Raw genomic sequence first — 15,242 nt, forward strand, 5'->3', positions numbered from 1 at the left:
CAGCCGAAAGCTTCCTCGGCTTCGTGGATATCACTTCAATCCGCCTCTAGATCCGCCATTTGTCAACATGACCTAGAGCCTCACACATTAAGCCGTGGAAAGACTGCGAAACTGATGCTGAGCGGTTGGACGTCCACAACGGAATTTTGCTGTCAGCATTATGGGACGCAGCATTCGACAAGGGTCTGGTGACTTTCAAGGACGATGGGACGCCTAGGTTTTCGAGTAAATTGTCCGCGCCGGCATTGAGCTCGTTGTCCGGACATTCCAAGCGGATCTCTAGTCTAACTGCTGGGCACAAGGAGAACCTGATCTGGCATCGCGATCAGGTGTTCAATCCTGGAGAAGCTGAAATCTATCCTTCGGCACCCGCGTAAGGCGATTTGCTCACTTTTCTCTGCAACATTATCGCGAAACAATGCAGGCTTATGAGCAAATCGTGCAAACTTATGGGGTGCGTGAAGGTTTGTGCGCGCCCCTACAAAAATTCAGAAGTCCAGATTTTCGACGCTCAGAGCATTTTTCTGTATGAATTCACGGCGCGGTTCCACGACATCACCCATCAATTTAGTAAACAGATCATCAGCTTCGAGCATATCATTCACCCGTACCTGCAACAGCGTCCTTGCATCCGGGTCCAACGTGGTTTCCCACAACTGATCTGGGTTCATCTCGCCCAGTCCCTTATAGCGCTGCAGGGACAAGCCCTTTTCACCCTCTTCCAGAATGGCACGCAACAGGTCCAGCGGACCGTGGATGGCCTGCGACCGGTCGCGGCGGATCAGGGTTGCGGATGTGTTATAGATCTCCTGCAGGCTTTGGGTAAAACTGCCGGTCTTGCGCGCTTCGCCCGAGCGCAGCATCGGGCCGTCCAGCGTACGCACCTCTTCAACGCCGCGCAGGATACGAGCCAGGCGGATGCCGTGATCCTGCGTGATCCGACCCTGCCAGCCACGTTCGTATTCCAATGCAATCAGGTCAAGACGGGCTGCGACCTTGTCGGCCACGCCTTGCAGATCGGCATCAACCGCACCGGGGACAAAGGCACCGGCCACGGCGGCCTGTTCCAAAATGTGGCGCGGATAGTGCGTCGGGAATGCATCCAGAACGCGTTTCAGCTGGCGCGCTTCGTCAACCACGCGCGCCAAGTCCTGGCCGGTCAATTCCTCGCCCGAACCCAGTTTCAGCACCGCACCCTCGACGCCCTGATTGATCAGGTAGTCATCCAGTGCCGCCTGATCTTTCAGATACACCTCGGACTTACCGCGCGCGACCTTATAAAGCGGCGGCTGCGCGATATACAGGTATCCGCCCTCGATCAGCTCTGGCATCTGCCGGAAGAAGAAGGTCAACAACAGCGTCCGGATATGTGCGCCATCCACATCCGCATCCGTCATGATAACGATCTTGTGGTAGCGCAGCTTTTCGATATTGAACTCATCGCGGCCAATGCCCGTGCCCAGCGCCATTACCAGATTACCGATTTCCTGGCTCGACAGCATCCGGTCGAACCGTGCACGCTCCACGTTCAGGATTTTCCCACGCAGCGGCAACACGGCCTGTGTCAAACGATCCCGACCTGTCTGAGCCGAGCCGCCAGCCGAGTCCCCCTCGACCAGGAAAACTTCGGTCTTTGACGGGTCCTTCTCGGAACAATCCTTCAGCTTGCCGGCCAGATAGTTCACATCCATCGCCGTTTTGCGGCGGGTCAGTTCACGGGCTTTTCGTGCGGCTTCACGGGCCAGAGCAGCCTCGATGATTTTGCCGACGATGATTTTGGCTTCATTTGGGTTTTCTTCAAACCATTCAGCCAGCTTCTCGTTCACCATTCCTTCGACAGCCGGGCGGACCTCGGAACTGACCAGCTTGTCTTTGGTCTGTGAGGAAAACTTTGGATCCGGTACTTTGACCGACAACACGCAGGTTAGGCCCTCGCGCGCGTCATCGCCCGTAAAGCTGACCTTTTCCCTTTTCGCAATGCCGCTAGATTGGGCATAGTTGTTGATCGTGCGGGTCAGCGCACCCCGGAAACCCGCAATATGAGTGCCGCCATCGCGCTGAGGGATGTTGTTGGTAAAGGGAAGAACTGACTCGTGATAGCTGTCATTCCACCACATCGCGATTTCGACACCGATATCGTCCCGCTCACCCTTGATATAGATCGGCTCGGGCATGGCAGACGACTTTGACCGGTCGAGGTATTTGACGAATTCCTTCACGCCGCCCTCATAAAACAGCTCGGTTTCCAGCCGTTCTGCGGGGCGTTCGTCGACCAGGATGATCCGCACACCCGAATTCAGGAAGGCAAGCTCGCGCAGGCGCTTTTCCAGCGTCTCGAACGAGTATTCGAGGTTCGAGAACGTATCAGTCGAGGCCAGAAAGCGCACCTCGGTCCCCGTACGGTCACCACATTCACCGACCACTTTCAGATGCTCGACGGTTTCGCCCCCTTCGAACCGTGCGACATGTTCTTTGCCCTTGCGCCAGACGCGCAGTTCCAACCAGTTGGACAGCGCATTCACAACCGAAACGCCCACGCCGTGCAGACCACCAGACACTTTGTACGAGTTGCTGTCGAACTTACCGCCCGCATGCAGCTGGGTCATGATGACCTCGGCGGCGGACACGCCTTCTTCGGGATGGATATCCACCGGAATCCCGCGACCGTTGTCGCTGACTGAGACGCTGGAATCGGCGTGAATTTTCACTGTCACATGGTCGGCATGACCGGCCAGAGCTTCGTCAATTCCGTTGTCGACAACCTCATACACCATATGGTGCAGACCCGAGCCGTCATCGGTGTCGCCGATATACATGCCTGGGCGCTTTCGAACTGCCTCTAAGCCTTTGAGAACCTTGATTGAATCCGCGCCGTATTCCTGCGGTGCCTGTGCGTCTTCGGACATGCCGTTAGTACCTATATTATTTTGGTAACTTATACGTTCTCTGGTGGGGAATGTCACGCGATCCCCCAATATTTTGTGCCAGAGTTTGGATTTTCAGCCGATCAAAGCTGATCGAGGTCTGCGGCGATATCTGCGGCGATTTCCTTGGCGTTGACGTCGCTGCGTTCAGCGGACAATCGCAGGCCCAACAGGTCGGATTGATAGCGCGCCGCAAGCCGCTCTGGATCGTGGTCAGGACCGATCTCTCGGGCCTGTTGCGCCTGCCTAAACAGCGTTGCAAAACATTGCTTCATCTCAGCCATATGCCGGCTGGCTTTCTGCGCTAGCTGGTGATCCCTTGCCTGCAATTCGGCAAAGGTCTTGGCGAGCATACAGGCCTGCACCGGCGTTTGGCTGGAATCGATCACAATCTGCGGCTGCGTCTTTAACGCGGCCAGCGGCCCGATGTCTTCTGCCAGCGCTGTCAGCCGCGCTACACCATCCTGCGTGTAACGTTCCAGCGCCAGCGCATAAAGCGCGTCTTTCGACCCAAAGGCCGCATAGAAACTGCCTGGCTTCAACTTCAGCTCACGCTCCAGATCCTTCAACGACGTGCCGGCCCAGCCGTGGCGCCAGAATATGTCGCGGGCCTGCGCGATCAGCGCGTCTCGGTCATAGGCAGGTTTGCGGGGCATCGACATCACCAATTCTTGAACGGTCACTCAAATATATACTTGAGTGATCGCTCAAGAAAGACTATTTCCGACTCAGACATCAAAAAATGGAGCACCCAAATGGCCGATTTCCCATCCCACGACCTGACCACCGCGCCCGAAGCATCCAAACCTTTGCTGGAAAAATCTCAGGCCGCCTTTGGCCGCCTGCCCGGCCTGCATAAGGTGATGGCCGAAAGCCCGCAGCATCTGGAAGGCTATCAGGTTCTTCACGGTCTCTTCATGCAGACCGATTTCGACAATGACGAAAAAACCGTCGTCTGGCAGACCATCAATGTCGAGAACGAGTGCCACTATTGCGTGCCGGCCCATACCGGCATCGCCAAGATGATGAAGGTGTCGGATGACATCACTGATGCCTTGCGCAACGAAACCGCGCTGCCCAATGCCAAGCTCGAGGCTCTGCGGACATTTACGCTGCAGATGATGCAGACCCGTGGCAATCCCACCGAGGCGCAGCTGCAAGCATTCTTTGACGCTGGTTATTCGCACCGCGCCGTGTTGGACGTGGTGCTGGGCCTGGCGCAGAAAACCATGTCGAACTACGTCAACCACATGGCACAGACCCCAGTTGACGAAGTAATGCGCGGCTTCTTGTGGGAACGTAAGGTCAGCGAACCGGCCTAATCGACGACCGAGCCCTCATCGCCTTCGGTGACAACCAGGGTCTGGGCCCGGTCCCCCAATTCCGCAAACAGTTCAGGCCCGGTGCCCGTCATCCAGGCCTGAGCGCCCAGCGCGCAAATCTCATCATAGAGCGCGGCGCGGCGCCCGGCATCCAGATGGGCGGCAACCTCATCCAGCAACACAATCGGCGGTGCCCCGATCATCCCGGCCAAAGCGCGCGCGTTGGACAGGATCAGCGAGACCAGCAGCGCCTTTTGCTCACCGGTCGAGCAATCCTTGGCCGGAACACCTTTGGCGGCAAAGACGCCATACAGATCCGACCGGTGCGGCCCGACCAGCGTCCGCCCCGCCGCCAGATCGCGAAAGCGGCTTTCATTCAGCGCCTCACGCAGATCAGCCGCCGTTTCCGGCATGGCACCTTCGGTTTGAACCAGCTCAAGATCAGCCGATGGAAAACCCGTTTCGGCCTGATCCTGTGCTGTGCGCAGATGATCCAGAGCGGCCATGCGCGCCACATGGATGCGATGCCCGGTTTCGGCCATCTGCCCCTCGAGCGCGGCGTACCAATGGGCATCGCGCACCTGTTCTTTCAGCAGCCGGTTGCGTTCGCGCATGGATTTTTCATAAATCAGTGAGGCTTCGGCGTGGGCAGGATCAAAGCTGAGCGCGATGCGATCCAGAAACCGCCGCCGCCCCTCGGCGCCTTCAATCCACAGCCGGTCCATCGACGGGATAAGCCAGACGACCCGCGCCAGCTTGCCCAGATCGATCTGACTGGCGGATTTGCCATCTATCCGAACCTGCCGCGCTGCGCCAGCTTCGGACCAAGTCTCGATCTCATAGCTCTGGCCCTGCGCTTGCAGCAGACCGGACAGCTTCCAGCCCAGCGCCTCGGGCCGACGCGTCATCTCGGCTGCACTGGCCCGCCGCATGCCGCGGCCGGGTGAAAACATCGAAACAGCTTCAAGGATATTGGTCTTACCCGCGCCGTTAGGTCCGTGAATGGCAACCGGACGGCCATCCAGCGACAAACGCGCCAGTTTGTGAGAGCGAAAATGCGAGACCGTCAGTTCGGTCAGGGCCAAGGTCATGACCCCTCTCTTTCCTCAGCGATCAGCCCCCAAAGCCGATCAGACACGCATCGGCATGACCACATAGACCGCGCTCAGGTCATTGCCTTCGCGCATCAGGGTCGGATCACCAGCGGAGTTGAACAGGAACACCGCGTTTTCGCGATCTACCTGAGAAGCAATTTCCAGCAGGTATTTTGCGTTGAAACCGATCTCGAGCCGTTCATCTGAATATGCGACGGCCAGCTCTTCTTCGGCGGCACCGCTGTCCGGGGCATTGACCGAAAGAACCAACTTATCCGTGTCCAGCTGTAGCTTGACCGCGCGCGAACGTTCCGACGAGACCGTCGCAACCCGGTCGACGGCCTGCGCAAACTCAGCCGCATCCACTTCCAGTTGCCGCGTATTGCCCTGCGGGATGACCCGTGTGTAGTCGGGGAATGTGCCGTCGATCACCTTCGAGGTCAGCGTGATATCCGGCGTTGCGAAACGCACCTTGGTTTCGCTGACGGAAACGGCGATATCCATCTCGTCATCGTCCAACAGCTTGCGCATCTCACCCACGGTTTTGCGCGGCACGATCACGCCGGGCATGTCCGTAGCCCCATCCGGAAGGTCTGCGTCAATGCGCGCCAGACGGTGACCATCGGTGGCCACACAGCGCAGCACCTTGCCGCCTTCGGAGCCATCTGAAACATGCATATAGACGCCATTCAGATAGTACCGCGTCTCTTCGGTTGAGATGGCGAATTTCGATTTGTCGAACAAACGGCGCAGCAATGCTGCCGAAGCCGTAAAGTTCGACTGGTATTCCGATGAGGCCATAACTGGAAAATCTTCTTTCGGCAGAGTCGCCAGAGAGAAGTTCGATCGCCCGGCTTCAACCGTCAGACGACCTGCCGCACTGTCGGCGGTCAGGGTGACCAGCGCGCCATCGGGCAGCTTGCGCACGATCTCGTGCAGGGTTGTGGCGGCAACCGTGGTGGCGCCGGCCTTTTCCACCTGCGCAGGGGCCTTGTCGACCACTTCGATATCCAGATCGGTGGCGCGGAACATGGCCTGATCGCCTTCGGCCTCGATCAGAACATTAGCAAGTATAGGGATCGTGTTGCGTCGTTCGACGACGGATTGGGCCTGGGAAACGGCCTTGAGAAGGGTGCCGCGTTCGATGCTGATCTTCATACCCTTAATTCCTCTGACTTGCGTGCCGAAAATGGGCGGGACTGGCACGTTAGCGCCTCCGCCCTGAGGCACAAGGATTTTTTATGGATTTCTGAGTCGGTTTGCCCGCAGGGTCAAGAGGCGCGTGACCCTGCGGTCACAGTTCATAGCCAACCGTGGACTATTGCGCACAAAAAAACGCCCCGGCTATCAGGATCCGGGGCGCCTGTTAATGCCTAGAAGATACTCAGGCTTCCAGCGCGCGACGCAGCATTTCCACGTCTTCGGCGATTTGGCCATCGGTTGTCTTCAGTTCTTCGATGCGTTTGACGCCATGCATGACCGTGGTGTGATCGCGTCCGCCAAACCGACGGCCAATCTCGGGCAAAGAGCGGCTGGTCAGCTGTTTGCACAGATACATCGCCACCTGACGCGGGCGCGCATAGGAGCGCAAACGCTTGGGGCCTATAATGTCGCTAAGGCGGATATTGTAATATTCTGACACTTTGCGCTGAATCTCTTCGACGGTAATCTTGCGTTCTGACGCGCGTAGCACGTCCGCCAGGCAATCCTGCGTCAGCTCCATGTCGATCTCGCGCCCGACAAGCGAGGCAAAGGCAAACAGCCGGGTCAAGGCCCCTTCCAAAACACGCACATTGGTCGAGATGCGATGGGCCAGGAATTCCAGCACACCATCTACGATAGTCACGTCAGGATAGGTGCGGCTGTATTGCTGAACCTTGGTTTGCAGGATGCCCAGACGCAGTTCGTAATCAGTGGGATGCAGATCGACGACCAGACCACATTGCAGGCGTGATTTCACACGGTCCTCCAGGTCCTTGATCTCGCCCGGGGCGCGGTCGGCCGAGATGATGATCTGTTTGTTCTGGTCTACCAGCGCGTTGAAGGTGTGAAAGAACTCTTCCTGAGTCGAATCCTTTCCAGCGATAAACTGGACGTCATCAACCATCAGCACATCGACCGAACGGAACAGGTGTTTGAAGTCCATCATCCGGCGTTCCCGAAGCGCCTGCACAAAGCGGTACATGAACTGTTCCGCCGACAGGTACAGAACATTCAATTCGGGATGTTTGGTCTTTAGTTCCCAGGCGATGGCATGCATCAGGTGGGTTTTACCCAAGCCGACACCGCCATACAGAACCAGCGGGTTAAAAGTCACGGGGCCACCTTCGGACACACGACGCGCGGCGGCATGGGCCAGCTCGTTGGGCTTGCCGACCACAAAGCTGTCAAACGTGAAACGAGAATCCAACGGCGCCGCCTGCAGGGATTCCAACGCATCATTCGCGGTCGCGGATAAAGTCGGCGTATGCGCTTCCTGAACGCGTGCAGGCGCAGTTGCCACGTCGTTCGAAGGACGTACCGGAGAGTTCGCTGCCACTCGGAACGCAAGGCGCTGTACAGATTCTCCGGCGGTGTTCATCTCATACAGGATAAGATCCGCAAAATTCTGGCTCACATAATTGCCCATAAAGTTCGTCGGAACCGAGAACACCGCTACACCGTCCTGCAGCTCTTGGAATTCAAGAGGTTCGATCCAGGTGGTATAGTTGTTCTTTCCGATCGCCTTGAGCAGTTTGTTACGCAGTAGTCCCCATTTCTCTTGTGTCATTAAGCGCCTCACGCATCCCATTCTTTATTGGCCTGTCGGCCTTATTACTAAGCCCCGGTCGCCCGGATCACGATGTCACTCGCAAAAGGATACCCTGCGCCAAACCGCAGAAGTTTGGCGGGTTTGTCCCTGAAAGTCAGCACAATCCAAACTCGTGACATCCAGCACCTGAATATCCCGAAAAGCGGCCTGCGCTTCGCAATCTTATCTTTAGACAGGGCTCGGACCCTCGGTTACCCCAAGACCCTCAGCAGATCAGCAAACCGGTTTATCCGGATGCCAACATTCGTTCCTCGACCGCTCTGATGCCCGTCAGTACAATCGTAGGAACAGCCTGTCCCCCCAAGCGAGTGAATCGCTGTATCAGTGGTAACAAGAGGCCGACGTCTGCGGCAACGAAACTCTGATATTGACTCGGGTCTTTGTGCGAAAGAATCTCTCGGCAACGTGAAGACGCGGTATTCTGGCAACAGCAAAAGGGCGCCGCGATATGCGACGCCCTTCGGAATAGTTCAGCCATGCTTACGTGACCCTAGGTCACATAAAGACTCAGCCCAGCGATTTAACGCGGGCCGACAGACGGGACATTTTGCGGGAGGCTGTGTTCTTGTGGAAGACGCCCTTTGTGACGCCGCGCATCAGTTCGGGCTGAGCTGCGCGCAGAGCAGCAGTTGCTGCGTCCTTGTCACCGGATGCGATTGCTTCTTCTACTTTGCGCAGATAGGTGCGGATACGCGAACGACGCGCTTTGTTAACGGCGAAACGCTTTTCGTTTTGACGAGCGCGTTTTTTTGCCTGGGGCGAATTTGCCATGTGTCTCTGACCTTTGTTCGGTACGGTTATGTAGAATGCGCGCCGCGGATATCCGCACCGGATCAGAATCACGAGTGTGAGTCGGGCCAAGCGGGCCGCACGCGCATGTATAGCGGCGGTGCATAGCCAAGTTTTCAGGCTTTGCCAAGCCGATTCTTCACTGCTGAACCGCGGGCAAGAAAAAGGCGGGCTCAGCCCGCCTGTTCGATACATATTTCGTGGCCGGTTTACTTGTCCCGGAACTGAGCCGAGCGTTTTTCCAGAAAGGCTGCCATGCCTTCTTTCTGGTCCTCGGTGGCGAACATCGAATGGAACACCCGGCGCTCGAACAACATACCTTCGCTCAACGGCACTTCATAGCTGCGGTTGACCGCCTCTTTTGCCGCCATGGTCGACAGTTGCGATTTCTCGGCAATTTTCTGGGCCACGCCAATGGCTTCTTCGATCAACTTCTTGGCCGGTACAATCCGGCTGACAAGACCAGAACGTTCAGCCTCTTCCGCGTCCATGAAGCGACCGGTCAGATTCATGTCCATCGATTTTGACTTGCCGACGAACCGGGTCAGACGTTGGCTGCCGCCCAGCCCTGCAATAACGCCCAGATTGATTTCAGGCTGGCCAAACTTGGCAGTATCGGCGGCAATGATGAAATCGCACAGCATCGCCAATTCACAGCCACCGCCCAGCGCATAACCCGCAACTGCTGCAATGATAGGTTTGCGGATGGCCGAGATACGATCGTTGGCCTCGGCAAACAGGTTGACAGTGAAGACGTCAACAAAGCTCATCTCGGACATTTCCTTGATGTCCGCACCTGCGGCAAAGGCCTTGTCCGAGCCGGTGATGACGACGCAGCGTACCTTGTCGTTTCCATCCGCCTCTTCCAACGCGGTGCACAATTCACCCAGCAACTGAGTGTTCAGCGCATTCATCGCATCGGGGCGGTTGAGTTTGATGAGGGCGACGTGGTCTTCGATTTCGACGATGATCGTCTCAAAAGCCATGAGTTAGAGCTTCCGGTTGTTCCGTTCAGGTACGATTCCTTACCACGCGAAAAACTTGGATCAAGCTATCTTTGGCATTGCACACAATAGAAGGATGAGCGACCGGACTGGGTGATTCTCTTGATTTCTGCCCCGCAACCCCCTGTCCGGCAGGGCGCACCCTCGCGCCCGTAGACATCAAAGCTGTGTTGAAAATATCCAAGTTCTCCATCGGCTTGCCGGAAATCCCGCAGCGACGATCCACCTGCCTCGATCGCTTCCTGTAGCACTTGACGGATGATCGGAACCAACGCGGCAACGCGGGTAGAAGAAATCTGTCCCGCTTTGCGACGTGGCGACACTCGACCCCGATACAGCGCTTCGCAGACGTAGATATTGCCCAGTCCTGCAACGATTCCCTGATCCAACAGCGCTGATTTGACCGGTGTGTTCTTGCCTTTGAACGCTTCGATTAGATGCTGTTCATGAAAATCATTGCCCAAAGGCTCCGGTCCCAGGACCGATAACAGCTTATGATGCTCGGCGGTTGCCGTAGGTAGCAGGTCCATCGCACCAAACCGACGTGGGTCATTGAAGGTGATCCGGGCACCATTGGCCATGTGGAACACCACATGGTCATGTTTCTCGGGCATGGGATGGGTATGCGCAAATTGGCCCAGCGGATCACCCGAGACCGTCATCCGCCCGGACATGCCCAGATGAATCAGTAGCGTTTCGCCACTGCTAAGATCAGCTAGAATGTACTTGGACCGCCGCCGCAACCGATCGACCCGCTGGCCGGTCAGCCGTTCGGCCATCCGGTCAGGAAACGGCCAGCGCAAATCGGGGCGATTTACATCCGCCTGTTCGATCACGATACCTTCCATCGCCGGGGACAGGCCGCGTCTTACTGTCTCGACCTCGGGCAATTCGGGCATTTCCTGGCTCCTATTCCAAAGGGCCGCATTGTGCCCGGTTCTTATGGCCCTATAACAGAGGCGAAATTCGACAAACGGCAAGGCAAATGTCCGACAACAGCGACAAGACCACTCATTTCGGGTTCGAAACCGTGCGCGAGGCCGACAAGGCCGGGCGCGTGCAGGGCGTGTTCAACTCGGTCGCCTCAAAATACGATGTGATGAACGATGTCATGTCGATGGGCATTCACCGGATCTGGAAAGACGCAATGATGGACTGGCTGGCCCCACGCCCCGGTCAGCGCCTGCTGGATGTGGCGGGCGGTACCGGCGATATCTCGTTCCGGTTCCTGAAACGCGCAGGCCGTGGCCATGCCACCGTTCTGGACCTGACCGAGCCGATGCTGATCGAAGGCCGACAGCGGGCCGAGGCGGATCAGATGTCAGACAGTCTGAATTGGGTGGTGGGCGATGCGATGGCCCTGCCGTTCGAGGATAACACCTTTGACGTCTACACGATCTCCTTCGGCATCCGAAACGTGACTCGCCCGCAAGAGGCATTGAACGAGGCCTACCGCGTATTGAAACCCGGCGGCCGCCTGATGGTTTTGGAATTCAGCCAGTTGCCCAATGACGGGCTGCAGAAACTCTATGACCTCTATAGTTTCAATGTCATCCCGCGCATGGGGAAACTGATCGCCAATGATTTTGACAGCTATCAGTATCTGGTCGAATCGATCCGTAATTTCCCGGATCAGGATACTTTCCTGAACATGGTCCGCACCGCCGGGTTCGACAACGCGAAATACCGTAACCTGACCATGGGCATTGCCGCACTGCATTCCGGCTGGAAAATCTGATGCGCGGCCCTCACAATATCATCCGCTTGATCCGGACCGGCGCGACGCTGGAGCGGACAGGTGCCATGAATGTCGTTCTGGACGCGTTCGAAGCACCACGTGCCCTGCGAGTTCTGGCCCACACCCTGGGCAAACCCTTTCAATGGCTGGGTTACAAAGGCGATCCGTCGATGCCCCCAGCCACCCGTGCCCTCACCGCCCTGGGACCTGCCTACATAAAATTCGGTCAGGTTCTGTCCACGCGGCCCGACGTGGTTGGAGACGAACTGGCAGAACAGCTACGCGTGCTGCAGGACAAACTGCCCCCGTTCTCCAAGGCCGAGGCCATGGCCGAGGTCGAGAAAGAGCTTGGTCAACCCGTCGTCGAGATATTCGATGAGTTTAGCGAACCGATTGCGGCCGCCTCAATCGCCCAGGTCCATAAGGCCAAGTTGGTCAGCACAGGCGAGGATGTCGCCGTCAAGGTTTTGCGGCCGGGGATCGAACGTGCCTTCCGCAAGGATGTTGATGCGTTCTATTTCGCTGCCCGAATCGTGCAACTCTTCGCCCCCGGCGCGCGCCGCCTGCGCCCGATGGAAGTGATCGAACATTTCGACGGCGTCGTGCGTGGCGAACTGGACTTGCGTCTGGAAAGCTCGGCTGCCTCGGAATATGCCGCTAACACCAAGGACGATGCCGGATTCTGGTTGCCCCCCGTGGTCTGGTCCCTGTCGGCGCGTCGGGTAATGACACTCAGCTGGGCAGATGGCATCCCGCTGGGCGACAATGGTGCACTGGATGCAGCCGGTCATGACCGCCGCGATCTGGCCGAACGCGTGCTGCGCCTGTTCCTTCTCCACGCTCTGCGCGACGGCTATTTCCACGCTGACATGCACCAGGGTAACCTGAAGGTCGCGGCAAATAGCGATATCATTGCCTATGACTATGGCATCATGGGCCATATCGACGAATACACGCGCCGGGTCTATGCCGAGATTCTCTTTGGCTTTATCCGCCGCGACTACAAGCGCGTGGCCGAGGTTCATTTCGAGGCCGGATATGTCCCCGCCAACCAGGATGTCGACGAATTTGCCCGTGCCTTGCGCGCGGTTGGAGAGCCGATCTTTGGAATGAACGCCACCCATATCTCAATGGGACGGTTGCTCAGCTATCTGTTCGAAGTCACTGAACGCTTCGGCATGGAAACCCGGACCGAGCTGATCCTGCTTCAGCGTACAATGGTCGTGGTCGAAGGCGTCGCGCGCTCACTCGACCCACAAATGAACATCTGGGAAGTCGCCCGGCCCGTGGTCGAAGACTACATCAAACAATCCATCGGCCCCCGCGCCGCACTTCGCGATCTTGGCAAAACAGCAATGGTTCTTGCCCGGTTTGGTCCGCGGCTTCCAGCACTGGTAGAAAACGCATTGATTTCCCAAACCCAAAAGGATGAGCCGACCCGGTCGCGCCTATGGTCCGTTGCCTTGCCCGCCACCATTGGTGCCGCTACCGGCGCGGCCCTCGTCCTATTGCTGACAAGCTTCAGCTAAACCCAATCCCGCCCGCTTCATCTGGCCAAAAATACCTTCGGGGGGAATTGCGCCATAGGTGCGATGGGGGGCAGACAGCCCCCCTGCTTGGTTCGGTTTCAGAGCAGCTCAAAGGCGATGGCAATGCCCTGACCGCCACCGATGCACATGGTGACCAAACCCTTGGACCCGCCCGTGCGCTCCAGCTCATACAGGGCTTTCAGCGTTATAATCGCACCGGTTGCACCCACCGGATGGCCCAGCGCAATCGCCCCGCCATTCGGGTTTACCTTGGCGGCATCCAAGCCCAGCTCTTTGTTCACGGCCAACGCTTGCGCGGCAAAGGCTTCGTTGCTTTCGATCACATCGAAATCACCCAGCGTCAGGCCCGTCCGCGCCATCAGGTTTTGCACCGCAGGAACCGGACCAATGCCCATCACCTCGGGGCGTACGCCTGCGTGGCCATAGCCCAGAATGCGTGCCTTGGGTTTCAAGCCGGCCTTTTCGGCCGCCTCCGCCGTGGCCAGTACCATCGCCGCCGCACCATCGTTGATGCCCGACGCGTTGCCTGCCGTCACCCGGCCATCCTTGCGGAAGGCAGGACGCAGCCCGGCCAGCGCTTCGGCGGATGTCTGTTTGGGATGCTCGTCGACCACAAAATCGACCATGTCGCGCTTGACCTTGACCTGAACCGGCGTGATCTGGCTTTGGAAATACCCCGCCTCCAGCGCAGCCGCCGCACGGGTTTGGCTGGCCATCGCGAATTCATCCATCTGCTCACGTGTGATCTGGTGCTCATCAGCAACGTTTTCCGCCGTAATGCCCATGTGGCCAGTGCCAAACGGGCAGTTCAACGCGCCCAGCATCATATCCATCGAGGTGACATCGCCCATCTTCGCTCCCCAGCGCGCCTGTGGCACGATATACGGACTCCGCGACATGCTTTCGGCGCCACCAGCCACAGCGAATTCGGCGTCGCCCAGCATCAGGGACTGTACCGCCGACACAATCGCCTGCGCACCGGACCCGCACAGACGGTTTACGTTCATCGCGGGCGTTTCAACGGGGATACCGGCCTGCTTGGCCGCGGCGCGTGACAGGTACATGTCGCGTGGTTCGGTATTAATGACATGACCGAACACCACATTGCCGATTTGCTCGGGCGCAACTCCAGATCGCTCCATCGCCGCTTCAGTCACAACGGTCGCCAGATCAATCGGCGCAGTTGAAGCCAAGGCGCCACCAAATGTGCCAATCGCGGTGCGCGCACCATCAAGAATGACGATATCTTTCATGTCTCTTCTCCTCGTGGATTTGCGGGCACTATGCATCCAGCCATTGGAACTGTCCCATAGGACGTACCGTCACAAGCGGAATTGACATGAGGCCACCAAACGCGCATGAGATTCCGTCATGACGGAAAATTCAGACGATATCCTGACGCGCCTGCCCGCCCGCCTGAAAGAGGCCCGCCGCGCCAAAGGCCTGTCGCTGGAAGCTGTGGCCAATCTCAGCGGCGTGTCCCGATCTATGGTCAGCCAGATCGAACGCGGTGAAAGCAGCCCGACGATCTCGACCCTGTGGAACCTGACCCGCGCCCTGCAGGTGGACTTCGCTGGCCTGCTGGAAGAGGCCAATAACGCCGATCAGATCGAAACCCTGCGCAGCGACGAAGTGCCCAGCATCGACAATATGGGCCAGAATTGCCGCATCCGCATCCTCTCCCCGCCCGAAGAGGCCGGTGGCCACGAGGTCTACGATATCCGCTTTGACAGTGATGGTGCGCTGAACAGCCAACCACACGCCCGCGGCGCGCATGAACAGTTGACGGTACTTGAAGGTGCGGTGCGCGTCACCTCGGGCAGTGCCGTCAGCGAACTGAACCAGGGCGACACCGCGCGATACGCGGCCGACGTTCTGCACTCAATTACTGCCAAGAAGCCAGCAAGGGTGTTCCTGATCGTCAAAAACGCCTGACACCGGCGCATTTCCGCCTTTACGGAATTTTTTCCTTCATACTGTAATTCCCCTATTTGGGAATTTCATCCGTT

General features: G+C 57.8%; 14 protein-coding genes. 5 read left to right on the plus strand and 9 right to left on the minus strand.

What is annotated here, in order from left to right; translation table 11 throughout:
* Positions 1-86 precede the first annotated feature (86 nt).
* Complete coding sequence (locus tag AC2FJ5_RS14855) at positions 87-377, plus strand: HNH endonuclease (protein ID WP_496692744.1); 291 nt, start codon at positions 87-89, stop codon at positions 375-377.
* Between the two features lie 111 nt (positions 378-488).
* Here AC2FJ5_RS14855 and gyrB read toward each other — a convergent pair whose 3' ends face one another.
* Together gyrB and AC2FJ5_RS14865 are read right to left on the minus strand one after the other, a co-directional pair.
* Entirely contained in the window at positions 489-2,906 is a 2,418-nt protein-coding gene (gyrB, locus tag AC2FJ5_RS14860; protein ID WP_271950736.1) for a DNA topoisomerase (ATP-hydrolyzing) subunit B, read from the minus strand.
* A gap of 101 nt (positions 2,907-3,007) precedes the next feature.
* A complete protein-coding gene (locus AC2FJ5_RS14865; RefSeq protein ID WP_496793821.1) occupies positions 3,008-3,580 on the minus strand; it encodes a TetR/AcrR family transcriptional regulator in 573 nt (190 codons plus the stop codon).
* 99 nt (positions 3,581-3,679) lie between these two features.
* Between AC2FJ5_RS14865 and AC2FJ5_RS14870 the strand changes: the two genes are divergently transcribed.
* Positions 3,680-4,246 carry a carboxymuconolactone decarboxylase family protein gene (locus AC2FJ5_RS14870; protein WP_496793822.1) on the plus strand — a complete coding sequence of 189 codons (567 nt, stop codon included), beginning with the start codon at positions 3,680-3,682 and terminating at the stop codon, positions 4,244-4,246.
* Here the strand turns inward: AC2FJ5_RS14870 and recF are convergent.
* From recF to mutM, 6 genes are all read right to left on the minus strand, one after another.
* On the minus strand, positions 4,243-5,337 hold the full coding sequence (gene recF, locus AC2FJ5_RS14875) for a DNA replication/repair protein RecF (RefSeq protein WP_496793824.1): 1,095 nt from the start codon (positions 5,335-5,337) through the stop codon (positions 4,243-4,245). The genes AC2FJ5_RS14870 and recF overlap by 4 nt on opposite strands.
* Before the next feature lie 39 nt (positions 5,338-5,376).
* Positions 5,377-6,498, minus strand: coding sequence for a DNA polymerase III subunit beta (gene dnaN, locus AC2FJ5_RS14880; RefSeq protein ID WP_496793826.1), 1,122 nt, complete (start codon positions 6,496-6,498; stop codon positions 5,377-5,379).
* 226 nt (positions 6,499-6,724) lie between these two features.
* Complete coding sequence (dnaA, locus tag AC2FJ5_RS14885; protein WP_496793827.1) at positions 6,725-8,110, minus strand: chromosomal replication initiator protein DnaA; 1,386 nt, start codon at positions 8,108-8,110, stop codon at positions 6,725-6,727.
* Between the two features lie 549 nt (positions 8,111-8,659).
* Positions 8,660-8,923 (minus strand): 30S ribosomal protein S20, encoded by a 264-nt coding sequence (gene rpsT / locus AC2FJ5_RS14890; protein ID WP_281973595.1) that lies wholly within the window; start codon positions 8,921-8,923, stop codon positions 8,660-8,662.
* Between the two features lie 227 nt (positions 8,924-9,150).
* The gene (gene acuK / locus AC2FJ5_RS14895) at positions 9,151-9,927 is read right to left on the minus strand and encodes an acryloyl-CoA hydratase (protein WP_142638228.1); all 777 of its coding nucleotides are present in this window, start codon (positions 9,925-9,927) and stop codon (positions 9,151-9,153) included.
* Between the two features lie 65 nt (positions 9,928-9,992).
* The gene (gene mutM / locus AC2FJ5_RS14900) at positions 9,993-10,844 is read right to left on the minus strand and encodes a bifunctional DNA-formamidopyrimidine glycosylase/DNA-(apurinic or apyrimidinic site) lyase (RefSeq protein WP_496793828.1); all 852 of its coding nucleotides are present in this window, start codon (positions 10,842-10,844) and stop codon (positions 9,993-9,995) included.
* 86 nt (positions 10,845-10,930) lie between these two features.
* On the opposite strand from mutM, the gene ubiE reads away from it, so the two are divergent.
* The gene (ubiE, locus tag AC2FJ5_RS14905; RefSeq protein ID WP_496689847.1) at positions 10,931-11,683 is read left to right on the plus strand and encodes a bifunctional demethylmenaquinone methyltransferase/2-methoxy-6-polyprenyl-1,4-benzoquinol methylase UbiE; all 753 of its coding nucleotides are present in this window, start codon (positions 10,931-10,933) and stop codon (positions 11,681-11,683) included.
* Positions 11,683-13,212: a 2-polyprenylphenol 6-hydroxylase gene (ubiB, locus tag AC2FJ5_RS14910; protein ID WP_282022492.1), complete on the plus strand. Its 1,530-nt coding sequence runs from the start codon at positions 11,683-11,685 to the stop codon at positions 13,210-13,212. Before ubiE ends, ubiB begins: the two co-directional genes overlap by 1 nt.
* 98 nt (positions 13,213-13,310) lie before the next feature.
* Here the strand turns inward: ubiB and AC2FJ5_RS14915 are convergent, their stop codons facing one another.
* Positions 13,311-14,486: an acetyl-CoA C-acyltransferase family protein gene (locus tag AC2FJ5_RS14915; RefSeq protein WP_496707506.1), complete on the minus strand. Its 1,176-nt coding sequence runs from the start codon at positions 14,484-14,486 to the stop codon at positions 13,311-13,313.
* A gap of 118 nt (positions 14,487-14,604) precedes the next feature.
* Between AC2FJ5_RS14915 and AC2FJ5_RS14920 the strand changes: the two genes are divergently transcribed.
* Positions 14,605-15,168, plus strand: coding sequence for a helix-turn-helix domain-containing protein (locus tag AC2FJ5_RS14920; RefSeq protein WP_271950762.1), 564 nt, complete (start codon positions 14,605-14,607; stop codon positions 15,166-15,168).
* The last annotated feature ends 74 nt before the right edge of the window (positions 15,169-15,242 follow it).

This window comes from Ruegeria sp. CDSA221 (assembly GCF_059611825.1).

Coding starts and splice junctions, on each gene's coding strand:
- AC2FJ5_RS14865 (WP_496793821.1), bottom strand. CDS start 3,580: ATGCCCCGCAAACCTGCCTATGACCGAGACGCGCTGATCGCGCAGGCC.
- AC2FJ5_RS14920 (WP_271950762.1), top strand. CDS start 14,605: ATGACGGAAAATTCAGACGATATCCTGACGCGCCTGCCCGCCCGCCTG.
- mutM (WP_496793828.1), bottom strand. CDS start 10,844: ATGCCCGAATTGCCCGAGGTCGAGACAGTAAGACGCGGCCTGTCCCCG.
- acuK (WP_142638228.1), bottom strand. CDS start 9,927: ATGGCTTTTGAGACGATCATCGTCGAAATCGAAGACCACGTCGCCCTC.
- AC2FJ5_RS14915 (WP_496707506.1), bottom strand. CDS start 14,486: ATGAAAGATATCGTCATTCTTGATGGTGCGCGCACCGCGATTGGCACA.
- ubiE (WP_496689847.1), top strand. CDS start 10,931: ATGTCCGACAACAGCGACAAGACCACTCATTTCGGGTTCGAAACCGTG.
- recF (WP_496793824.1), bottom strand. CDS start 5,337: ATGACCTTGGCCCTGACCGAACTGACGGTCTCGCATTTTCGCTCTCAC.
- AC2FJ5_RS14870 (WP_496793822.1), top strand. CDS start 3,680: ATGGCCGATTTCCCATCCCACGACCTGACCACCGCGCCCGAAGCATCC.
- dnaA (WP_496793827.1), bottom strand. CDS start 8,110: ATGACACAAGAGAAATGGGGACTACTGCGTAACAAACTGCTCAAGGCG.
- ubiB (WP_282022492.1), top strand. CDS start 11,683: ATGCGCGGCCCTCACAATATCATCCGCTTGATCCGGACCGGCGCGACG.
- dnaN (WP_496793826.1), bottom strand. CDS start 6,498: ATGAAGATCAGCATCGAACGCGGCACCCTTCTCAAGGCCGTTTCCCAG.
- rpsT (WP_281973595.1), bottom strand. CDS start 8,923: ATGGCAAATTCGCCCCAGGCAAAAAAACGCGCTCGTCAAAACGAAAAG.
- gyrB (WP_271950736.1), bottom strand. CDS start 2,906: ATGTCCGAAGACGCACAGGCACCGCAGGAATACGGCGCGGATTCAATC.